At 69.3% G+C, this 21,028-nt stretch carries 18 protein-coding genes; 2 read left to right on the forward strand and 16 right to left on the reverse strand.

The features are described from left to right. Window positions 1-263 precede the first annotated feature (263 nt). Entirely contained in the window at window positions 264-899 is a 636-nt protein-coding gene (locus ACWCP0_RS02135; protein WP_451076925.1) for a DUF4190 domain-containing protein, read from the forward strand. Window positions 900-999: 100 nt separating this feature from the next. Here ACWCP0_RS02135 and ACWCP0_RS02140 read toward each other — a convergent pair whose 3' ends face one another. The 15 genes from ACWCP0_RS02140 to ACWCP0_RS02210 form a co-directional block, all read right to left on the reverse strand. Next, a complete protein-coding gene (locus ACWCP0_RS02140) occupies window positions 1,000-1,149 on the reverse strand; it encodes a hypothetical protein (RefSeq protein WP_451076926.1) in 150 nt (49 codons plus the stop codon). A 144-nt stretch (window positions 1,150-1,293) separates the two neighbouring features. After that, a complete protein-coding gene (gene nuoN / locus ACWCP0_RS02145; protein ID WP_451076927.1) occupies window positions 1,294-2,943 on the reverse strand; it encodes an NADH-quinone oxidoreductase subunit NuoN in 1,650 nt (549 codons plus the stop codon). After that, complete coding sequence (locus ACWCP0_RS02150) at window positions 2,940-4,547, reverse strand: NADH-quinone oxidoreductase subunit M (RefSeq protein WP_451076928.1); 1,608 nt, start codon at window positions 4,545-4,547, stop codon at window positions 2,940-2,942. The genes nuoN and ACWCP0_RS02150 overlap by 4 nt, the downstream gene beginning before the upstream one ends. Window positions 4,548-4,561: 14 nt before the next feature. Beyond that, window positions 4,562-6,457: an NADH-quinone oxidoreductase subunit L gene (nuoL, locus tag ACWCP0_RS02155; protein ID WP_451076929.1), complete on the reverse strand. Its 1,896-nt coding sequence runs from the start codon at window positions 6,455-6,457 to the stop codon at window positions 4,562-4,564. Between the two features lie 11 nt (window positions 6,458-6,468). Continuing rightward, a complete protein-coding gene (gene nuoK / locus ACWCP0_RS02160) occupies window positions 6,469-6,768 on the reverse strand; it encodes an NADH-quinone oxidoreductase subunit NuoK (protein ID WP_376433518.1) in 300 nt (99 codons plus the stop codon). Then, the gene (locus ACWCP0_RS02165) at window positions 6,765-7,661 is read right to left on the reverse strand and encodes an NADH-quinone oxidoreductase subunit J (protein ID WP_451076930.1); all 897 of its coding nucleotides are present in this window, start codon (window positions 7,659-7,661) and stop codon (window positions 6,765-6,767) included. The genes nuoK and ACWCP0_RS02165 overlap by 4 nt, the downstream gene beginning before the upstream one ends. Continuing rightward, window positions 7,658-8,287, reverse strand: coding sequence for an NADH-quinone oxidoreductase subunit NuoI (gene nuoI / locus ACWCP0_RS02170; protein ID WP_451076931.1), 630 nt, complete (start codon window positions 8,285-8,287; stop codon window positions 7,658-7,660). Before nuoI ends, ACWCP0_RS02165 begins: the two co-directional genes overlap by 4 nt. Then, complete coding sequence (nuoH, locus tag ACWCP0_RS02175) at window positions 8,280-9,668, reverse strand: NADH-quinone oxidoreductase subunit NuoH (protein WP_451076932.1); 1,389 nt, start codon at window positions 9,666-9,668, stop codon at window positions 8,280-8,282. Before nuoH ends, nuoI begins: the two co-directional genes overlap by 8 nt. Beyond that, entirely contained in the window at window positions 9,665-12,220 is a 2,556-nt protein-coding gene (locus tag ACWCP0_RS02180; protein WP_451076933.1) for an NADH-quinone oxidoreductase subunit G, read from the reverse strand. The genes nuoH and ACWCP0_RS02180 overlap by 4 nt, the downstream gene beginning before the upstream one ends. Then, complete coding sequence (gene nuoF / locus ACWCP0_RS02185; protein WP_451076934.1) at window positions 12,217-13,602, reverse strand: NADH-quinone oxidoreductase subunit NuoF; 1,386 nt, start codon at window positions 13,600-13,602, stop codon at window positions 12,217-12,219. The genes ACWCP0_RS02180 and nuoF overlap by 4 nt, the downstream gene beginning before the upstream one ends. Then, window positions 13,602-14,342, reverse strand: a complete 741-nt coding sequence (nuoE, locus tag ACWCP0_RS02190) for an NADH-quinone oxidoreductase subunit NuoE (protein WP_451077015.1) — start codon at window positions 14,340-14,342, stop codon at window positions 13,602-13,604. The genes nuoF and nuoE overlap by 1 nt, the downstream gene beginning before the upstream one ends. A gap of 17 nt (window positions 14,343-14,359) precedes the next feature. Next, window positions 14,360-15,736: an NADH-quinone oxidoreductase subunit D gene (locus tag ACWCP0_RS02195; protein ID WP_451076935.1), complete on the reverse strand. Its 1,377-nt coding sequence runs from the start codon at window positions 15,734-15,736 to the stop codon at window positions 14,360-14,362. Further along, on the reverse strand, window positions 15,733-16,476 hold the full coding sequence (locus ACWCP0_RS02200) for an NADH-quinone oxidoreductase subunit C (protein ID WP_451076936.1): 744 nt from the start codon (window positions 16,474-16,476) through the stop codon (window positions 15,733-15,735). Before ACWCP0_RS02200 ends, ACWCP0_RS02195 begins: the two co-directional genes overlap by 4 nt. Then, on the reverse strand, window positions 16,473-17,027 hold the full coding sequence (locus ACWCP0_RS02205) for a NuoB/complex I 20 kDa subunit family protein (protein WP_003998928.1): 555 nt from the start codon (window positions 17,025-17,027) through the stop codon (window positions 16,473-16,475). The genes ACWCP0_RS02200 and ACWCP0_RS02205 overlap by 4 nt, the downstream gene beginning before the upstream one ends. Before the next feature lie 19 nt (window positions 17,028-17,046). Further along, window positions 17,047-17,406, reverse strand: a complete 360-nt coding sequence (locus ACWCP0_RS02210) for an NADH-quinone oxidoreductase subunit A (RefSeq protein ID WP_351226729.1) — start codon at window positions 17,404-17,406, stop codon at window positions 17,047-17,049. A 781-nt stretch (window positions 17,407-18,187) separates the two neighbouring features. On the opposite strand from ACWCP0_RS02210, the gene ACWCP0_RS02215 reads away from it, so the two are divergent. After that, window positions 18,188-18,988: a C40 family peptidase gene (locus ACWCP0_RS02215; RefSeq protein WP_451076937.1), complete on the forward strand. Its 801-nt coding sequence runs from the start codon at window positions 18,188-18,190 to the stop codon at window positions 18,986-18,988. Between the two features lie 82 nt (window positions 18,989-19,070). Here ACWCP0_RS02215 and ACWCP0_RS02220 read toward each other — a convergent pair whose 3' ends face one another. Beyond that, the gene (locus ACWCP0_RS02220; RefSeq protein WP_451076938.1) at window positions 19,071-20,870 is read right to left on the reverse strand and encodes a hydroxysqualene dehydroxylase; all 1,800 of its coding nucleotides are present in this window, start codon (window positions 20,868-20,870) and stop codon (window positions 19,071-19,073) included. Between the last annotated feature and the right edge of the window lie 158 nt (window positions 20,871-21,028).

The raw sequence follows: 21,028 nt of genomic DNA on the forward strand, positions 1-21,028 counted from the left end.
GTCAGAGCCTGGCTATAGGTTGCGATATCACCGTCTGTGCAAGGAGCACCACGCGCATGTCCATACCGCCGCAACCACCATCGTCCCCAGAGCCGTACCCACAGCCGGGGCCGTACGGACAGCCGGGGCAGCCGGGACCGTACGGACAGCCGGGGCAACCTGGACCGTACGGGCAGCCCGGGCAACCTGGGCAACCCGGTCCGTACGGCGGCCCGCAGGGCTGGTACCCCGCGCCGCCGCAGAAGACCAACACGCTGGCCGTCGTGGCGTTCGTCATGTCGATCGTCTGCGCGCTGCCGCTGGTCCCGCTGATCCTCGGCATCATCGCCCTCTCCCAGATCCGCAAGCGCGGCGAGAAGGGCAAGGGCTTCGCCGTCGCCGCTGTCGCCATCCACGCCGCGACCATCGCGTTCTACGCACTCGTGGTGATCCTCGGAGTCTCCGGAGCGTTCGACGACGGTCCCGAGCCGCGGCGCGACACCAGTGGCCAGGTCACCAGCCCGGGCTCCAGCGACGTGCAGGACATCCGCGAGGGAGACTGCTTCACCACGGAGGACGATCTGGCGGAGTACGGCGACGCGGACGGCGGCCAGGCCGCCTTCTCGGTGCGCATCGTGCCCTGCGACCAGCCTCACGAGGGCGAGGCGTACGCCGTCTTCCAGCTGGAGGACGGGCCGTACCCGGGTACGGAGAAGGTCATCTCGATCGCCGAGGAGAAGTGCGCCGGCACGCCGCTCACCGATTACGTGGGCGAGGCCGCGAAGCTCCCGGAGACGCTGGAGGTGTACTACTACCACCCGCAGTCCGCCGGCTGGACCCTCGGCGACCGCGAGGTCACCTGCTTCCTGGGCGACACCAGCGGCTCGAGCACCGGCTCGGTCCGCGCCGGCGGTTCCTGAGCCGGGGCCGGGCCGCAGGTCACGGACCGAGAGGTCACCGCACGGCACACGCCGGGATGCGCACCGTGCGGTCGCCCGGGCGCCAGGGGCCTGTCGTCGGTCAGTCCTCGTCGTCCGCCGTCCGCTCGCCCTCTGCCTGGGACGGGGTCGTCCTGGAGACGTCGGGGTGCTGTTCCTCGGTCGATTCGGGGTCCTCGCCCTCGGCCTGCGAGGGGGTGGTGTACTCGGGGTACTGGTACTGGTCGATCATGATGGTTCTCCCTTGACCCTCCAGCCCTCCCCTTGGTCGAGCGTAGTCCTTTTACTGCGGCCCGGCCCGCGCGCTCGGACATGCCGAAGGCCCGGTGTCTCCCCCGAGGAGACACCGGGCCTTCGGCATGATCGCGTCCGCCGGCTACCGGACGAACACGCTCGCCTGCCCCGCCAGATCCAGGAAGTACTGCGGCGCCACACCGAGCACCAGCGTGACCGCGACACCCACCGCGATCGTCGTCGACGTGAGCAGCGACGGCACGGCGACCGTCGGGCCCTCGGGCTTCGGCTCGCTGAAGAACATCAGCACGATGACCCGGATGTAGAAGAACGCGGCGATCGCGGACGAGATCACACCGACCACGACCAGCGCGCCCGCGCCGCTCTCCGCCGCCGCCTTGAAGACGGCGAACTTCCCGGAGAAGCCCGACGTCAGCGGAATGCCGGCGAAGGCGAGCAGGAACACCGCGAAGACCGCCGCCACCAGCGGCGAACGCCGCCCGAGCCCCGCCCACTTGGACAGGTGCGTGGCCTCGCCGCCCGCGTCCCGTACCAGCGTGACGACCGCGAACGCGCCGATCGTCACGAACGAGTACGCGCCCAGGTAGAAGAGCACGGAGGAGACGCCGTCGGGCGTGACCGCAATGACGCCGGCGAGGATGAACCCGGCGTGCGCGATCGACGAGTACGCCAGCAGCCGCTTGATGTCGGTCTGGGTGATCGCGACGATCGCGCCGCCCAGCATGGTGACGATCGCGACCGCCCACATGACCGGCTGCCAGTCCCAGCGCAGCCCCGGCAGCACCACGTACAGCAGCCGCAGGAGCGCGCCGAACGCCGCGACCTTCGTGGCCGCCGCCATGAAGCCGGTGACCGGGGTCGGCGCGCCCTGGTAGACGTCGGGCGTCCACATGTGGAACGGGACCGCGCCGACCTTGAAGAGCAGCCCCATCAGGATCAGCGCGCCGCCGATGAGCAGCAGTGCGTCGTTGCCCATCGTGGAGGCGAGCGCGGGGTCGATGGTCTGGATGCTGCCGTCGACGACGTCGGCGATCCTCGCGTACGAGACGGAGCCGGCGTACCCGTACAGCAGCGCGATCCCGAAAAGCAGGAACGCCGACGAGAACGCCCCGAGCAGGAAGTACTTCACCGCGGCCTCCTGCGACATGAGCCGCTTGCGGCGGGCCAGGGCGCAGAGGAGGTAGAGCGGCAGCGAGAACACCTCGAGGGCGATGAAGAGCGTCAGCAGGTCGTTCGCCGCGGGGAAGACGAGCATCCCCGAGATGGCGAAGAGCGCCAGCGGGAACACCTCGGTGGTGGTGAACCCGGCCTTGACCGCGGCCTTTTCGCTGTCGCTGCCCGGTACGGACGCGGCCTGCGCGGCGAACGAGTCGACGCGCTTGCCGTGCGCCTCCGGGTCGAGCCGTCGCTCGGCGAAGGTGAAGATCGCGACCAGCGAGGCCAGCAGGATGGTGCCCTGCAGGAACAGCGCGGGACCGTCGACCGCGATGGCGCCCATCGCCGCGATATGCGCCTTGGTGGTGCCGTACCCGCCGGCGGCGAGCCCGACCACCGCGGCGAACGCGGCGGCCAGCGCGACGACGGTGAGGAACACCTGCGCGTAGTAACGGCCCTTGCGCGGGACGAGCGCCTCGACCAGCACACCGATGACCGCCGCGCCGACCACGATGAGCGTGGGGGCGAGCTGTGCGTACTCGATGTGCGGGGCCGGGATCTTGTCCAGCGGCTCGGCTGCCGTTGTCCACAGGCTGTGGACAGCTGTCGTGCTCACTTGGCCGCCTCCACCTCGGGCTGGGGGTCCTTCTTCTGTACGTCCGACATGGTGTGCTCCACGGCCGGGTTGACGATCTCCGTCAGCGGCTTCGGGTAGACGCCGAGGAAGATCAGCAACGCGATCAGCGGGGTGACCACCAGCAGCTCACGCAGGCGCAGATCCGGCAGGGTCCGCACCTCCTCCTTCACCGGGCCCGTCATCGTCCGCTGGTAGAGCACCAGGGTGTAGAGCGCGGCGAGCACGATGCCGAAGGTGGCGATGATGCCGACCACGGGATAGCGGGCGAACGTGCCCACCAGGACCAGGAACTCACTGACGAAGGGCGCGAGCCCCGGCAGCGACAGGGTCGCCAGACCGCCGATGAGGAAGGTGCCGGCGAGGACCGGGGCGACCTTCTGCACACCGCCGTAGTCGGCGATGAGCCGCGAGCCGCGCCGCGAGATCAGGAAGCCGGCCACCAGCATCAGCGCGGCCGTCGAGATCCCGTGGTTGACCATGTACAGCGTCGCGCCGACCTGGCCCTGGCTGGTCATCGCGAAGATGCCCATGATGATGAAGCCGAAGTGCGAGATCGACGCGTACGCGATCAGGCGCTTGATGTCCCGCTGACCCACCGCGAGCAGCGCCCCGTACACGATGCTGATCAGCGCCAGCACCATGATCGCCGGTGTCGCCCACTCCGACGCCTCCGGGAACAGCCCGAGGCAGAAGCGGAGCATCGCGAAGGTGCCGACCTTGTCGACCACCGCCGTGATCAGTACGGCGACCGGGGCGGTCGCCTCACCCATGGCGTTGGGCAGCCAGGTGTGCAGCGGCCACAGCGGCGCCTTGACGGCGAAGGCGAAGAAGAAGCCGAGGAACAGCAGCCGCTCGGTGTTCGTCGCCATGTCGAGCTGCCCGTTGGCGCGGGCCTCGGCGATCTCCGTCAGCGAGAAGTTCCCGGCGACGACGTAGAGCCCGATGACCGCAGCCAGCATGATCAGTCCGCCGGCCAGGTTGTAGAGCAGGAACTTCACCGCGGCGTACGAGCGCTGGGCCGCCGCGTTCTCGTCGCTGCCCGCGTGGGCACGGTCCCCGAAGCCGCCGATGAGGAAGTACATCGGGATGAGCATGGCTTCGAAGAGGATGTAGAAGAGGAAGACGTCGGTGGCCTCGAAGGAGAGGATCACCATCGCCTCGACCGACAGGATCAGGGCGAAGAAGCCCTGTGTCGGCCGCCACCGATAGTTCTTCGTCTCCGTAGGGGTCTCCCCGCCGGAGGCAGGGGAAGGGTCGGCGTCGTGCCAGCCGGCCAGGATCACGAACGGGATCAGCACCGCGGTCAGCGCGATCAGCGCCACCGCGATACCGTCCACGCCCAGCTCGTACCGCACGCCGAAGTCCGCGATCCAGGCGTGGGATTCGGTGAGCTGATAGCGGTCGCCTGCGGGGTCGAACCTTACGGCCACGACCGCCGCCAGTACGAGCGTGCCGAGCGAGACGAGCAGCGCCAGCCACTTGGCGGCGGCGCGGCGGCCGGCCGGGACGGCGGCCGTGGCGATCGCGCCGATCGCCGGGAGTGCCGCCGTCGCTGTCAGGAGGGGAAAACCAGCGTTTGCCACTTGCGACATCGTGGTCACACCGCCCTCATCAGCAGGGTCGCGGCAATCAGCACCGCCGTACCTCCGAACATCGAGACCGCATAGGTGCGGGCGTAGCCGTTCTGCAGCTTGCGGAGCCGGCCGGAGAGACCGCCGAACGACGCCGCTGTGCCGTTGACGACACCGTCGACCAGGGTGTGGTCCACGTACACGAGCGACCGGGTGAGGTGCTCGCCGCCGCGGACCAGGACGATGTGGTTGAAGTCGTCCTGGAGGAGATCGCGGCGTGCGGCCCGGGTGAGGAGCGAGCCGCGCGGGGCGACCACCGGGACAGGACGGCGTCCGTACTGGACGTAGGCGAGCGCGACGCCGATCACCATCACCACGACCGTGGACGTGGTCACGGCGACCGCGCTGATCGGCGGGTGCCCGTGCTCGAACTCGGTCACCGGCTTCAGCCAGTTCACGAACGACTCGTGGAAGGAGAACAGCCCGCCCGCGAAGACCGACCCGAAGGCGAGCACGATCATCGGCAGGGTCATCGTCCTCGGGGACTCGTGCGGATGCGGCAGATCACCCTTCTCGTCGGGCTGCCAGCGCTTCTCGCCGAAGAAGGTCATCAGCATCACGCGCGTCATGTAGAACGCGGTGATCGCGGCGCCCAGCAGGGCGACTCCGCCGAGGATCCAGCCCTCCGTGCCGCCCTTGGCGAAGGCCGCCTCGATGATCTTGTCCTTGGAGAAGAAGCCGGACAGGCCCGGGAAACCGATGATCGCGAGATAGCCGAGGCCGAAGGTGACGAAGGTGATCGGCATGTACGTCCGAAGGCCGCCGTACCTCCTCATGTCCACCTCGTCGTTCATGCCGTGCATGACCGAACCGGCGCCGAGGAAGAGCCCGGCCTTGAAGAAGCCGTGCGTCACCAGGTGCATGATCGCGAAGACGTAGCCGATGGGGCCGAGGCCCGCGGCCAGGATCATGTAACCGATCTGCGACATCGTCGAACCGGCCAGCGCCTTCTTGATGTCGTCCTTCGCGCAACCGACGATCGCACCGAAGAGGAGCGTGACCGCACCGACGACGGTGACGACGAGCTGTGCGTCCGGCGCCCCGTTGAAGATCGCTCCGGAGCGGACGATCAGATAGACACCGGCGGTCACCATCGTGGCCGCGTGGATCAGGGCCGAGACCGGGGTCGGGCCCTCCATCGCGTCCCCGAGCCAGGACTGCAGCGGCACCTGCGCGGACTTGCCGCACGCGGCGAGCAGGAGCAGCAGCCCGATGACCGTCAGCGTGCCCTCCGACACCTGACCGGTGGCCCCGAGCACCGGGCCGAAGGTGAAGGTCCCGAAGGTCGTGAACATCACCATGACGGCGATCGAGAGGCCCATGTCGCCGACCCTGTTGACCAGGAAGGCCTTCTTCGCCGCCGTCGCGGCGCTGGGCTTGTGCTGCCAGAAGCCGATGAGCAGGTACGAGGCGAGGCCGACGCCCTCCCACCCGACGTACAGCAGCAGGTAGTTGTCGGCGAGGACCAGCAGGAGCATCGCCGCGAGGAACAGGTTGAGGTAGCCGAAGAAGCGGCGGCGGCGCTCGTCGTGCTCCATGTACCCGACCGAGTACAGGTGGATGAGCGAGCCGACGCCGGTGATGAGCAGGACGAAGGTCATCGACAGCTGGTCGAGCTGGAAGGCCACGTCCGCCTGGAAGCCCTCGACCGGGATCCAGCTGAACAGATGCTGGTACAGGGTCCGGTCGTCGCCGGGCCTGCCCAGCATGTCGGCGAAGAGCACGACGCCGATGACGAAGGAGACGGCGGCGAGCAGTGTGCCGATCCAGTGGCCCGTACGGTCGAGCCGGCGCCCTCCGCACAGCAGCAGCGCCGCTCCGAGCAGGGGCGCCGCGACCAGCAGCGCAATCAGGTTCTCCACGTTTCAGCCCCTCACAGCTTCATCAGGCTGGCGTCGTCGACCGAGGCCGAGTGGCGGGAACGGAACAGCGACACGATGATCGCGAGCCCGACCACGACCTCCGCGGCGGCGACGACCATCGTGAAGAACGCGATGATCTGGCCGTCGAGGTTGCCGTGCATCCGGGAGAAGGCGACGAACGCGAGGTTGCAGGCGTTGAGCATGAGCTCGACGCACATGAAGACCACGATCGCGTTCCGCCTGATCAGCACGCCGACGGCGCCGATGGTGAACAACAGGGCGGCGAGGTAGAGGTAGTTGACGGGATTCACCGCTTGGCCTCCTGTCCGTCGCGCTCCGCGTCCCGGTCGCGCTCGGTCCGGTCGTGCTCGGTCCGGTCGTGTCCGTTCCGGCCGGGCTCGTCGCGGTCCCGGCCGAGACGCTCCTCCGAGCGCTGCTCCAGCGCCTTGAGGTCGTTCAGCGCCTCGCTCGACACATCGCGGATCTGACCGCGGGCGCGCAGCGTCTTGTTGACGGTGAGCTCGGACGGGGTGCCGTCCGGGAGCAGACCCGCGATGTCCACCGCGTTGTGCCGGGCGTAGACACCGGGCGCGGGCAGCGGCGGCAGGTGCTTGCCCTCGCGCACGCGCTGCTCGGCCAGCTCCCGCTGGGTCCTGGCGCGCTCGGTGCGCTCGCGGTGGGTGAGCACCATGGCACCGACGGCCGCCGAGATCAGCAGGGCGCCGGTGATTTCGAAGGCGAAGACGTACTTGGTGAACAGCAGGGCGGCGATGCCCTCGACATTGCCGCCCGCATTCGCCTGGCCGAGGCCGACGAACGAGCTCGGGGTCAGCGCGGCGTTGCCGATGCCGGCGATCAGCAGGACGCCGAAGCCGAGTCCGCACAGCGCGGCCCACCAGCGCTGGCCCTTGATCGTCTCCTTGAGGGAGTCCGCGGCCGTGACGCCGACGAGCATGACGACGAAGAGGAACAGCATCATGATCGCGCCGGTGTAGACGACGATCTGGACGACGCCCAGGAAGTACGCCCCGTTGGCGAGGTAGAAGACCGCGAGGATGATCATGGTCCCCGCGAGGCACAGCGCGCTGTGCACGGCCTTCTTCATCAGGACGGTGCACAGCGCACCGATGACGGCGACGCTGCCCAGGATCCAGAACTGAACGGCCTCTCCGGTCGAGGTGGCCGCGGCGAGCGTGGCGCTCATGCGTCGGCCTCCTCGTCCCGGGCCGCGCCCGAAGGGCTTGCCGAGGGATGCAGCTCGCCCTTGGAGGCGGCGACCTGGGGCTCCGTACCGGGCGCCGCCTCGGTGACCAGGCCCCGGTAGTAGTCCTGCTCGTCCATGCCGGGGTAGATCGCGTGCGGTGAGTCGACCATGCCCTGCTCGAGCCCCGCGAGCAGCTGCTCCTTGGTGTAGATCAGGTTCTCTCGGGAGCTGTCGGCGAGCTCGAACTCGTTGGTCATCGTGAGCGCACGGGTCGGGCACGCCTCGATGCACAGCCCGCACAGGATGCAGCGGGCGTAGTTGATCTGGTACACCCGCCCGTACCGCTCGCCCGGCGAGTAGCGCTCCTCGTCCGTGTTGTCCGCGCCCTCCACATAGATGGCGTCCGCGGGACAGGCCCAGGCGCACAGCTCGCAGCCGACGCACTTCTCCAGCCCGTCCGGGTGCCGGTTGAGCTGGTGCCGGCCGTGGAAGCGCGGCGCCGTCGTCTTCTGCTGCTCCGGGTACTGCTCGGTCAGCCGCTTCTTGAACATGGCCTTGAAGGTCACGCCGAAGCCGGCAACCGGGTTCTGGAACGTGCTCTCGGATTCCTCGGATCGCTCAGACACCGTCAGCCTCCTTTCCGTCACGAGGTCCGTCACTGTCAGTATTCGTGCCACCACTGACAATCAACTCGCGGTCGCGGCGCGGCCGCCTGCGCGGCACCGGCGGCAGATCCTGCCCCGGCAGCGGCGGCACCGGGAATCCGCCCGCCATCGGGTCGAACTCCCGGGGCGCGGCCGCCTTCTCCGCCTCTTCGACCCGCTCCTGCTTGCCGCGGAGCATGTCGACCACGAACGACAGCAGTAGTACGGCGAGGACCGCCCCGCCGACGTACAGCACGATCTGCGAGAAGTCCTGGCCCTCGTTCCGCAGCGCCCGCACGGTCGCCACGAGCATCAGCCAGACGACCGAGACCGGGATGAGGACCTTCCAGCCGAGCTTCATCAGCTGGTCGTAGCGGACGCGCGGCAGCGTGCCGCGCAGCCAGATGAAGAAGAACAGCAGCAGCTGCACCTTGAGGACGAACCAGAGCATCGGCCACCAGCCGTGGTTCGCGCCCTCCCAGAAGGTGCTGATCGGGTACGGGGCCCGCCAGCCGCCGAGGAAGAGCGTGACCGAGACCGCCGAGACGGTGACCATGTTGACGTACTCGGCGAGCATGAACAGCGCGAACTTGATGGACGAGTACTCGGTGTTGAAGCCGCCGACCAGGTCGCCCTCGGACTCCGGCATGTCGAACGGGGCCCGGTTCGTCTCGCCGACCATCGTCACGATGTAGATCAGGAACGACACCGGCAGCAGCAGGATGTACCAGCGGTCCGCCTGCGCCTCCACGATCGCCGAGGTCGACATCGATCCCGAGTAGAGGAAGACCGAGGCGAAGGCGGCGCCCATGGCGATCTCGTACGAGATCATCTGCGCGCAGGAGCGCAGTCCGCCGAGCAGCGGGTACGTCGAGCCGGACGACCAGCCCGCCAGCACGATGCCGTAGATGCCGACCGAGGCGACCGCGAGGATGTAGAGCATCGCGATCGGCAGGTCGGTGAGCTGCATCGTCGTCCGCTGGCCGAAGATCGAGATCTCGTTGCCCGCGGGGCCGAAGGGGATCACGGCGATCGCCATGAAGGCCGGGATCGCGGCGACGATCGGCGCGAGGACGTAGACCACCTTGTCCGCGCGCTTGACGATCAGGTCCTCCTTGAGCATCAGCTTGACGCCGTCCGCGAGGGACTGGAGGAGGCCCCAGGGGCCGTGCCGGTTGGGGCCGATGCGCAGCTGCATCCACGCGACGACCTTGCGCTCCCACACGATGGAGAACAGGACGGTCAGCATCAGGAAGGCGAAGCAGAAGACCGCCTTGACGACGACGAGCCACCAGGGGTCCCGCCCGAAGAGCGAAAGGTCCTCGGCGGCGAGCAGGGTCGGTTCGAGGAGTGCCGTGTTCATGCCTCCACCTCCGTGGGAGCCGCGGGGGCCGTGTCGATGTGCGCCTCCGCCGCGGCGGCCGCCGGGCCGATGCGGACCAGTTCGCCGGGGCGGACGCCCGTGTCGCTCAGCACGCCGCCGCCCGTCGAGTTGAGCGGGAGCCAGACCACCCGGTCGGGCATCTCGGTCACCTGCAGCGGGAGGTGTACGGAACCGGCGGATCCGGTGACGGCGAGGACATCGCCGTCCTTGACTCCGGTCTCGGCCGCGGTGGCGGCGGAGAGCCGGGCGACCGCGGCGTGCCGGGTTCCGGCCAGCGCCTCGTCGCCCTGCTGGAGCAGTCCCTGGTCGAGCAGCATCCGATGGCCCGCCAGGACCGCCTCGCCCTCGCCGGGGCGGGGCAACGGCCGGGCGGCCTCGGTGGGCTCGCTCGCCCTGGGGTCCCCCATGCCGAAGGCCAGGGGACCGCTCCACGCCCCCAACCGGTCCATCTCCCGCCGCACGGACCGCAGATCCGGCAGCGCGAGGTGGACGTCCAGGGCGTCGGCGAGCATGTGCAGCACCCGCGCATCGGCAGGTGCCGACGGGCGGGTCATCTGGTCGGGCTTCAGCGCGGCCTCGAAGAGCCGTGCCCTGCCTTCCCAGTTGAGGAAGGTGCCGGGCTTCTCGGCGACGGCCGCGACCGGGAAGACCACGTCGGCACGCTCGGTGACCTCGGTCGGCCGCAGCTCCAGGGAGACCAGGAAGCCGACCGCGTCGAGCGCCTCGCGTGCGCGTGCGGGGTCGGGCAGATCGGCGACCTCGACGCCCGCGACGACCAGGGCACCCAGCTCGCCGGTGGCCGCGGCCTCGACGATCTGGCCGGTGTCGCGGCCGTAGCGGTGCGGGAGCTCCCGTACGCCCCAGGCCGCCGCGGTCTCCTCGCGGGCCCGCGGATCGGTGGCGGGGCGGCCGCCGGGCAGCAGCGACGGGACGGCGCCCGCCTCGACCGCGCCGCGCTCGCCGGCCCGGCGCGGGATCCACACCAGCCTGGCGCCGGTCGCGGTCGCCGCCCGTACCGCCGCCGTCAGGGCGCCCGGCACTGCGGCGAGCCGCTCGCCGACGACGATCACGGCCCCCTCGGCGCGCAGCGCCTGTGCGGCCGTGGCGCCGTCCCCGTCGAGTCCGGTGCCGGAGGCCAGGGCGTTCAGCCACTCGGTCTCGGTGCCGGGTGCGGCGGGCAGCAGGACGCCCGCGGCCTTCCTCAGACCGCGCGTGGCGTGCGTGGCGAGGGCGAAGGTCCGCAGGCCGTGCTTGAGTGCGGCCTTGCGCAGCCGCAGGAAGACGCCGGGTGCCTCTTCCTCGGACTCGAAGCCCGCGAGCAGGACCGCCGGTGCGGCCTCCAGCGAGGTGTACGTGACGCCCGCACCGTCCAGGTCCCTTCCGCGTCCCGCGACCGCCGAGGCCAGGAAATCGGCCTCCTCGGAGGAGTGCACGCGCGCCCGGAAGTCGACGTCGTTGGTGTCGAGGGCGACCCGGGCGAACTTGGCGTACGCGTACGCGTCCTCGACCGTGAGCCGCCCGCCGGTCAGCACCGCCGCCCGGCCGCGAGCCGCCGCGAGCCCGGTGGCCGCGGCTTCCAGGGCCTCCGGCCAGCTCGCCGGCTCCAGCTCACCGCTTTCCTTGTTGCGGACGAGCGGGGTGGTGAGCCGGTCGCGCTGCTGGCCGTAGCGGAAGGCGAACCGCCCCTTGTCGCAGATCCACTCCTCGTTGACCTCGGGGTCGTTGGCGGCGAGCCGCCTCATGACCTTGCCGCGCCGATGGTCGGTGCGGGTCGCGCAGCCCCCCGCGCAGTGCTCGCAGACGGACGGCGACGAGACGAGGTCGAAGGGACGGGCGCGGAACCGGTACGCCGCCGAGGTCAGCGCGCCCACCGGGCAGATCTGGATGGTGTTCCCCGAGAAGTACGACGCGAAGGGGTCGCCCTCACCCGTGCCGACCTGCTCCAGCGCGCCCCGCTCCAGCAGCTCGATCATCGGGTCGCCGGCGATCTGGTTGGAGAAGCGGGTGCAGCGCGCGCACAGCACGCACCGCTCGCGGTCGAGCAGGATCTGGCTGGAGATGTTGATCGGCTTCTCGTACGTCCGCTTCCTGCCCTCGAAGCGGGAGTCGGCCTGGCCGTGCGAGACGGCCTGGTTCTGCAGGGGGCACTCGCCGCCCTTGTCGCAGACCGGGCAGTCGAGGGGGTGGTTGATGAGCAGCAGCTCCATCACGCCCTGCTGCGCCTTCTCGGCGACGGGCGAGGTGAGCTGCGACCTGACGACCATGCCGTCGGTGCAGGTGATGGTGCACGACGCCATCGGCTTGCGCTGGCCCTCGACCTCGACGATGCACTGGCGGCAGGCGCCGACGGGGTTGAGGAGGGGATGGTCGCAGAACCGGGGGATCTCGATGCCGAGCAGTTCGGCGGCGCGAATGACCAGGGTGCCCTTGGGCACGGAGATCTCGATGCCGTCGATGGTCAGGGAGACCAGGTCCTCGGGCGGGACCGCGGCCTCGCCGCTCCCGGAGGGAGCGCCCGTCGTCACAGTCATGCGTTCACCTCCATGTTGTCGTCGTGCCGGTTCGCCCACGCGGTGGACGCGGCCGGGTCGAAGGGGCAGCCCTTGCCACGGATGTGCTGCTCGTACTCGTCGCGGAAGTACGTGAGCGACGAGAAGATCGGCGAGGCGGCGCCGTCGCCGAGCGCGCAGAACGACTTGCCGTTGATGTTGTCGGCGATGTCGTTCAGCTTGTCGAGGTCCTCCATGGCGCCGTTGCCTGCCTCGATGTTGCGCAGCAACTGGACGAGCCAGTAGGTGCCTTCGCGGCAGGGCGTGCACTTGCCGCAGGACTCGTGGGCGTAGAACTCGGTCCAGCGTGTGACGGCCCGCACGACACAGGTCGTCTCGTCGAAGCACTGCAGCGCCTTGGTGCCGAGCATCGAACCGGCGGCGCCCACGCCCTCGTAGTCCAGCGGGACGTCGAGGTGTTCGTCGGTGAACATCGGGGTGGAGGAGCCGCCCGGGGTCCAGAACTTGAGCCGGTGGCCGGGGCGCATGCCGCCGCTCATGTCGAGCAGCTGGCGCAGGGTGATGCCGAGCGGCGCCTCGTACTGGCCGGGGTTCGCGACATGGCCGCTGAGGGAGTAGAGCGTGAAGCCCGGGGACTTCTCGCTGCCCATCGAACGGAACCAGTCCTTGCCCCTGTTGAGGATCGCGGGAACGGACGCGATGGACTCGACGTTGTTCACCACAGTGGGGCACGCGTACAGACCGGCGACCGCGGGGAAGGGGGGACGCAGCCGGGGCTGGCCGCGCCGTCCTTCCAGCGAGTCCAGCAGTGCGGTCTCCTCACCGCAGATGTACGCGCCCGCGCCCGCGTGCACGGTGACGTCGAGGTCGAGTCCGCTGCCGAGGATGTCCGTGCCGAGATAGCCGGCCTCGTACGCCTCACGCACGGCCTCGTGCAGCCTGCGCAGCACGGGCACGACCTCGCCACGCACATAGATGAAGGCGTGGTGGGACCGGATCGCGTAGCAGGCGATCACGATCCCCTCGATGAGGGAGTGCGGGTTGGCGAAGAGGAGCGGGATGTCCTTGCAGGTCCCGGGCTCCGACTCGTCGGCGTTGACCACGAGGTAGTGCGGCTTGCCGTCTCCCTGGGGAATGAACTGCCACTTCATTCCGGTGGGGAAGCCGGCGCCGCCGCGGCCGCGCAGCCCGGAGTCCTTGACGTACGCGATCAGGTCGTCCGGGGCCATCGCCAGGGCCTTGCGCAGGCCCTGGTAGCCCTCGTGGCGCCGGTACGTCTCCAGCGTCCAGGACTCGGGCTCGTCCCAGAAGGCCGACAGGACGGGAGCGAGCAGCTTCTCCGGGCTGGTCTCGCCGCCGGCCTCCGGCTGGGAGGGGCCCTCATAGCTGGTGGACACCGTCATCACTCCCCCTCCTCGGATGCGGCGTCGCGCGGTTCGTCGTGGGCCACCGCGCCGCGCGGGTGGACGACGCGTGGGCGGGGCGGCTCGCCCTTGGCGAGCCGGAGGCCGATCAGGGAGGCCGGGCCCGCGCCGCCGCTCGCCTCGACGGCGCCGGGGCGCCGGTCGGGGAAGCCGGCCAGCATGCGGGCGGTCTCCTTGAACGAGCACAGGGGGGCGCCGCGGGTGGGTTCGACGGTCCGACCGGTCCGCAGGTCGTCGACGAGCTGCCGCGCCGACTCGGGCGTCTGGTTGTCGAAGAACTCCCAGTTGACCATCACGACGGGCGCGAAGTCGCAGGCCGCGTTGCACTCGATGTGCTCGAGGGTGACCTTGCCGTCGTCGGTGGTCTCGCCGTTGCCGACCCCGAGGTGCTCCTTGAGCTCGGCGAAGATGGCGTCGCCGCCCATCACCGCGCAGAGAGTGTTGGTGCAGACCCCCACCTGGTAGTCGCCGGAGGGCTTGCGCCGGTACATGGTGTAGAAGGTGGCGACGGCCGTCACCTCAGCCGTCGTCAGCCCCAGCATGTCCGCGCAGAACCGCATCCCGGTCCGGGAGACATGTCCCTCCTCGGACTGCACGAGGTGCAGCAGGGGCAGCAGTGCGGACCGGCTGTCCGGGTAGCGGCCGATGATCTCCTCGGCATCCGCCACCAGCCGCTCGCGCACCTCCACCGGGTATTCGGGGGCGGGGAGCTGTGGCATCCCGAGCGATACGTCTGTCACCGGTCGACGCCTCCCATCACGGGGTCGATGGACGCGACGGCGACGATGACGTCGGCGACCTGGCCGCCCTCGCACATCGCCGCCATGGACTGCAGATTGGTGAAGGACGGGTCGCGGAAGTGGACCCGGTAGGGGCGGGTGCCGCCGTCGGAGACGACATGGACGCCGAGCTCGCCCTTGGGCGACTCGACGGCCGCGTACGTCTGGCCGGCCGGGACCCGGAAGCCCTCGGTCACCAGCTTGAAGTGGTGGATCAGGGCCTCCATGGAGGTGCCCATGATCTTCTTGATGTGGTCGAGGGAGTTGCCGAGTCCGTCGGGTCCGAGCGCGAGCTGCGCGGGCCAGGCGATCTTCTTGTCGGCGACCATGACCGGGCCGGGTGCCAGCCGGTCCAGGCACTGCTCGACGATCCGCAGCGACTGGCGCATCTCCTCGAGGCGGATGAGGAAGCGGCCGTAGGCGTCGCAGGTGTCGGCGGTCGGGACGTCGAAGTCGTACGTCTCGTAGCCGCAGTACGGGTCGGTCTTGCGCAGGTCGTGCGGGAGGCCGGTGGAACGCAGGACCGGTCCCGTGGCGCCGAGGGCCATGCAGCCGGCCAGGTCGAGATAGCCGACGTCCTGCATCCGGGCCTTGAAGATCGGGTTCCCGGTGGCGAGCTTGTCGTACTCGGGCAGGTTCTTCTTCATCTTCTTCACGAACTCACGGATCTGGTCCACGGCGCCCGGGGGCAGGTCCTGGGCGAGGCCGCCGGGGCGGATGTACGCGTGGTTCATCCGCAGGCCGGTGATGAGTTCGTAGATGTCGAGAATGAGTTCACGATCACGGAATCCGTAGATCATGATCGTGGTGGCGCCGAGCTCCATGCCGCCGGTGGCGATGCACACCAGGTGCGAGGAGAGCCTGTTCAGCTCCATCAGCAGGACGCGGAGGACCGTCGCCCGGTCCGGGATCTGGTCCTCGATGCCGAGCAGCTTCTCGACCGCGAGGCAGTACGCCGTCTCGTTGAAGAACGGCGTGAGGTAGTCCATGCGCGTGACGAAGGTCGTGCCCTGCGTCCAGGTCCGGTACTCGAGGTTCTTCTCGATGCCGGTGTGCAGATAGCCGATGCCGCAGCGGGCCTCGGTGACGGTCTCGCCGTCGATCTCCAGGATGAGGCGGAGCACTCCATGGGTGGACGGGTGCTGCGGACCCATGTTGACGACGATGCGCTCGTCGTCGGCCTTGGCCGCGGACCGGGCGACCTCGTCCCAGTCGCCGCCGGTGACCGTATATACAGTCCCCTCGGTCGTCTCACGTGCCGTCGAAAGGGGCGTCCCGGAGGGACCCGATGACGGGTGGTGGCCGGGAGACGGGTGGGCAGATGGGGTGGTCACGAGTACGACCTCCGCTGGTCCGGAGCCGGGATCTGGGCGCCCTTGTACTCGACGGGGATGCCGCCGAGGGGATAGTCCTTGCGCTGAGGGAAGCCCTGCCAGTCGTCCGGCATCATGATCCGGGTGAGGGCGGGGTGGCCGTCGAAGATCAGGCCGAAGAAGTCGTAGGTCTCGCGCTCGTGCCAGTCGTTGGTCGGATAGACCTCGACCAGCGACGGGATGTGCGGGTCCGTGTCCGGGGCGCTGGCCTCCAGGCGGATCAGCCGGCCGTGGGTGATCGAGCGCAGGTGGTAGACGGCGTGCAGTTCGCGGCCCTTGTCGCCGGGGTAGTGGACGCCGCTCACCCCCGTACAGAGCTCGAAGCGCAGCGCCGGGTCGTCGCGCAGGGTCCTGGCGACGCGGACGAGGTGTTCGCGCGCGATGTGGAAGGTGAGCTCGTCGCGGTCGACGACGGTCTTCTCGATCGCGTTCTCCGGAACGAGGTCCTGCTCCTCCAGGGCGCCCTCGAGCTCGTCGGCGACCTCGTCGAACCAGCCGCCGTACGGCCGGGTGGCCGCGCCGGGCAGGCGTACGGAGCGGACGAGCCCGCCGTAGCCGGAGGTGTCGCCACCACCCTTGTCGGCGCCGAACATGCCGCGCTGGACGCGGATCTCCTCGCCGTGCTCACCGCGCTGCCCCGGCAGGTTCTGCGCGCTGAGCTCCTTCTCGGGGTTCGGCTGGTCGTCGCGTGCGTCGCTCATCGCAGCAGCCCCTTCATCTCGATCGTCGGGAGCGCCTTGAGGGCCGCTTCCTCCGCCTCACGGGCCGCTTCCTCCGCGTTCACGCCGAGCTTGGAGGTCTGGATCTTCTGGTGGAGCTTGAGGATCGCGTCCATCAGCATCTCCGGACGCGGGGGGCAGCCCGGCAAATAGATGTCAACAGGAACAATGTGGTCGACACCCTGCACAATCGCGTAATTGTTGAACATTCCGCCCGAGGATGCGCAAACCCCCATGGAAATCACCCACTTGGGATTGGGCATCTGGTCGTAGACCTGGCGCAGGACGGGCGCCATCTTCTGGCTCACCCGCCCGGCGACGATCATCAGATCGGCCTGCCGCGGCGAGCCGCGGAAGACCTCCATGCCGAAGCGGGCCAGGTCGTACCGCCCTGCACCGGTCGTCATCATCTCGATGGCGCAGCAGGCCAGGCCGAAGGTGGCGGGGAAGACGGACGCCTTGCGCACCCAGCCCGCGGCCTGTTCGACGGTGGTCAGCAGAAAGCCGCTCGGGAGTTTCTCTTCGAGTCCCATTGGTGTGCTCCTCAGCCCCTCAGTCCCATTCCAGGCCGCCGCGCCGCCATACGTACGCGTAGGCGACGAAGACGGTGAGCACGAAGAGCAGCATCTCCACGAGCCCGAAGATCCCCAGGGCGTCGAAGGTGACGGCCCAGGGATAGAGGAAGACGATCTCGATATCGAAAATGATGAAGAGCATCGCCGTCAGGTAGTACTTGATGGGGAAGCGGCCGCCTCCGGCCGGATGCGGCGTCGGCTCGATGCCGCATTCGTACGCCTCGAGCTTCGCCCGGTTGTAGCGCTTCGGGCCGATAAGCGTGGCCATGACCACGGAGAAGATCGCAAAGCCTGCCCCTAGGGCGCCGAGCACGAGAATGGGCGCGTAGGCATTCACGCTCCTCGCTCCTTCCAGTCGTCCTTGACCGTTGGACCGCACCGGGCATCCGTCTCGCCGCCTCGCGAAGATCGTGCACATGTGAGGCAGTTCACAAGCCCGACTGCTCCGCATCCTATGCCTGCCGGTCTGTGATCTGCGACACGGGGTGGGACAACGTCTTTGTGATCTCCACCACCTGACGAAGGATCATGAAGTCGGATGATCGGTGATCTTGCACGCGAAGCGCACGAGCGACTACAAGAAGTCATTCTTCGCCGCGTTACCGCTGGTCAGAGCGGTGGCGTCCCTATCAGGGCAGGCATCCGCACGCAAATTCGCGAGGCACAGAAGGGGGTGATAGAGGGTGCTGTCACTCGGCCGAGGGGCCTCCGGGACGGAGGTGGACACGTGCATCCCTTCACGAGCACGGGCCGCCCTTCCTCGCGAGCGCGGGCCACTACCCCGCCACCCGGCCGGGCCGCTCCTCACGACCCCGGAGTCGCCACCGGAAGAGCGGTTCCGGAGCGCGGCCGACGGTGACCTTTCTGTGACCTGTGCCACTCCCGAGCGCACCCCGGAATTCGGGGCTTGGCCATCGGTGTGAAGGGGTGGTAAGCGACGGGCAATCCGGACCTTTTACTGAAAGGCCTAGATCACAGCCCTGATCACCGATGACCGTTTTGCCCGTTACGGCGTCAATAAGGTTCCCAGGAAAGCGGATTACGGGATTCCGGACGTAACTGTGGCGCAACACACGTTTCTTGAAGGGAACCAGTGGTCCTTGATAGCGGTTGTCCTCATGTCCCACACCGCTCACATACGAAGCCACCGGAAGCCCCGTCCTCGCAGCGCCTCGACGCTCGCGCTCCGGGCCGGAGTTGCCGGTGGCGTCCTCAGCACCATCGCGGTGGCCGGTAGCGCCGGGCCGGCGAACGCCGAGCCGGTGACCGAGACCATCGAGATGCCCGCACTCACACTCGAGTCCCCCGCGATCGCGGCCGCCGTCGCCCTGTCCGCCGAGGCGACCCAGCAGTCCGCCCTCGACGCCCAGCTGCAGACGCAGGAGAACGCGGCCGCGACGAAGGCCGCCACGGCCGCGAAGAAGGCCAAGGCCGAGGCCGTCCGCAAGGCCGAGGCCGAGAAGAAGGCCGAAGAGGCCGCCCGCGCCGCGGCCGAGGAGCGCGCCTCCCGCTCCTCCGAGCGCACGACCCTCTCCGCGTCCTCCCGGAGCACCTCGACCCCGTCCGGCTCCGTCGGGACCGTCATCTCCTTCCTCAAGGCCCAGCTCGGCGACGCGTACGTCATGGGCGCCACCGGCCCCAACGCCTGGGACTGCTCCAGCCTCGTCCAGGCCGCGTACCGGCAGGTCGGCGTGGACCTCCCCCGCGTCTCGCAGGACCAGTCGGTCGCCGGCACCCAGGTGTCCCTGAACAACCTCCAGGTCGGCGACATCCTCTACTGGGGCGGCGCCGGCTCGGCGTACCACGTCGGCGTCTACATCGGCGGCGGCCAGTACCTCGACGCCGCCAACCCCAGCAAGGGCGTCGTGATCCAGGACCTGTCGGGCTACCCGGCGAGCGGTGCGGTCCGGGTCCTCTGACACAGAACCGCACAGAGGCCACCGCCTCCCCGCCCGGGGGCGGTGGCCTTTACGCATCCGCTCTGTAGCCGCATGCCCGAAATCACCCTAGATCGAGGGTATTCGGCAGCCCGAGGCGGAAGCGGATCTCGTCGACCCGCTTGAGGGGTTCGAGTTCCGGGGGCTGATAGTGGCCCCAGGTGGCACACCGCTCGGCGGTCGAGCCGTCGATGTCGAGCAGGGCGTTGACGGCGTGCCGGGCCGCCTCGTTGGCCCCTTCCATCGAGGCCAGGTTCATCCCGGTGCGGACGTAGTCCCCGGCCAGGAAGAAGTTCGGCACCCGGGTCCTTGCGGACGGCCTGTCGTGCAGCGAACCGACCGGATGGATGAGGAGCTGCTCGCGGTTGGCGGGGTTCGGTCCGCCGAGCCCGGTGACGGCGGGGTCGATGAACCAGCCCAGGCGGTCCTCGTCTTTCAGGACGGGATCGCCCGCGGTGCCGACGGCCTCCGTCAGCTGGGCCCAGACCTCGGCGACGAACTCCTCCTTCGTGCACTGTTTTGCGGTCTTGCCGTAGAGAATGCCGGGCTTGTCCCACTCGGAGGCGATGACCGAGACACAGTCGACGGCGCGCCCGTCCCCGTACTCGGCGGGGAAGTCGTGCCCGTCCCAGAACTGCGCCTGCCCGACGGCGGTGACCGACCACGGCGAGTCCAGACAGTTCACATGCCCGTGGACCATCGGGCTGGGGGTGCGCATGTAGAACTGCACCCCCACCATCCAGTCGGTCCGCAGCGCATCGCACCGCGCCAGCTGCGGATCGGCGGCCCGCAGCGCGGGCCCCCAGGTGGGCCGGGCGTGCTCGACCGGCAGTGCGGAGACGTAGTGGTCGGCGGTGACGACCCGGCTGCCGCTGCCGTCCGGAGCGCTGACGCGTATGCCGGTGACCCGGCCGTACCCGTACAGAACCTCCCGTACCTGGGTGGACATTATGAACTCGACGCCCAGGGAACGCAGATGGGCGGTCCACGGGTCGAGCCATGCCTCGTTCGTCGGGCCGTTGAGCACCCGGTCGATGTCTCCGTCGTGGCCGAGACCCAGCAGCCCGAAGACGAGGAAGTTCTCCATGTAGACGCCGGCGACGGTGCGGGTCGACGACTCCTCCGCCCTGGTGGCGGTGAGATTGCGGCTCTGGCCGATGCCGAAGACCCTCTGGTACTCCTCGCTGAAGTCCTCGGCACGGATGAAGTCCCACCAGGGGACGCTCTCCCACTGCCGCTCGCGCCGGGCCTCGCAGCTGGTGAGGAAGACGAGCAGTCGGTTGACGAAGTAACCGAGCTCGTACGCGGGCATGTTCGTGGCCAGCTGGAGTACGGACAGCAACTGATCGCGGATCCAGTCCGGGGTGAGGTCCTGGGGCCTCGGCGGCGTGGTGACGCGCCGCAGCGGGAAGTGCAGATCGGCGCGGCCGCCGGAGCGGGCGAACAGGGTCTCGGTGCCGGAGCGCAGATTGTCGTGGACGCCGTTCGCGTTCCCGGCGTACGGGATACGGCGCAGGGTGTCCGGCAGGTTCCGGTAGAAGCCGGGGATGAACCGGAAGCCGTGCTCGCCCGGGAGCGGCCTGCGGCCGCCGCTTCCGGTGCCGGGGACGTCCATCGAGCGGGCCTTGCCGCCGAGGACGTCGTAGTACTCGTAGACGGTCACGGCGTAACCGCGCTCGGCGAGTTCCTGGGCGGCGCTCAGGCCGGAGACACCTCCGCCGAGGACGGCGACGCGGCGGCCGGGGGCAGCGGCCCGCCCGGTGGCCGCCCGGGCACCTGGGGCAAGGGCGACGGCCCCCACCGCTCCCGCCGTCCCGGCGAGGAACGTCCTGCGGCTGTGTGACCCCCGCGAGTCTGCGTGCATGTCTGTGTGCGTGCTCCCGTCCGTCCCCCTGTGCGTGCTCCCGTGCATGGCTGGAGCCCCCTCCCCCGACGCCTTGTCAGGAATACGTCAGGAAGGTTAGGGAAGGGACGGTCGGGCCGGAAGGGAACAGGCACGGACGGCCACAGCACCTCTACAGT

It is taken from the genome of Streptomyces sp. NPDC001970, from assembly GCF_053594115.1.

Coding starts and splice junctions, on each gene's coding strand:
- ACWCP0_RS02200 (WP_451076936.1), bottom strand. CDS start 16,476: ATGAGCGACGCACGCGACGACCAGCCGAACCCCGAGAAGGAGCTCAGC.
- ACWCP0_RS02165 (WP_451076930.1), bottom strand. CDS start 7,661: ATGAGCGCCACGCTCGCCGCGGCCACCTCGACCGGAGAGGCCGTTCAG.
- nuoF (WP_451076934.1), bottom strand. CDS start 13,602: ATGACGGTGTCCACCAGCTATGAGGGCCCCTCCCAGCCGGAGGCCGGC.
- ACWCP0_RS02180 (WP_451076933.1), bottom strand. CDS start 12,220: ATGACTGTGACGACGGGCGCTCCCTCCGGGAGCGGCGAGGCCGCGGTC.
- nuoH (WP_451076932.1), bottom strand. CDS start 9,668: ATGAACACGGCACTCCTCGAACCGACCCTGCTCGCCGCCGAGGACCTT.
- ACWCP0_RS02215 (WP_451076937.1), top strand. CDS start 18,188: ATGTCCCACACCGCTCACATACGAAGCCACCGGAAGCCCCGTCCTCGC.
- ACWCP0_RS02205 (WP_003998928.1), bottom strand. CDS start 17,027: ATGGGACTCGAAGAGAAACTCCCGAGCGGCTTTCTGCTGACCACCGTC.
- ACWCP0_RS02220 (WP_451076938.1), bottom strand. CDS start 20,870: ATGCACGCAGACTCGCGGGGGTCACACAGCCGCAGGACGTTCCTCGCC.
- ACWCP0_RS02140 (WP_451076926.1), bottom strand. CDS start 1,149: ATGATCGACCAGTACCAGTACCCCGAGTACACCACCCCCTCGCAGGCC.
- nuoE (WP_451077015.1), bottom strand. CDS start 14,342: ATGCCACAGCTCCCCGCCCCCGAATACCCGGTGGAGGTGCGCGAGCGG.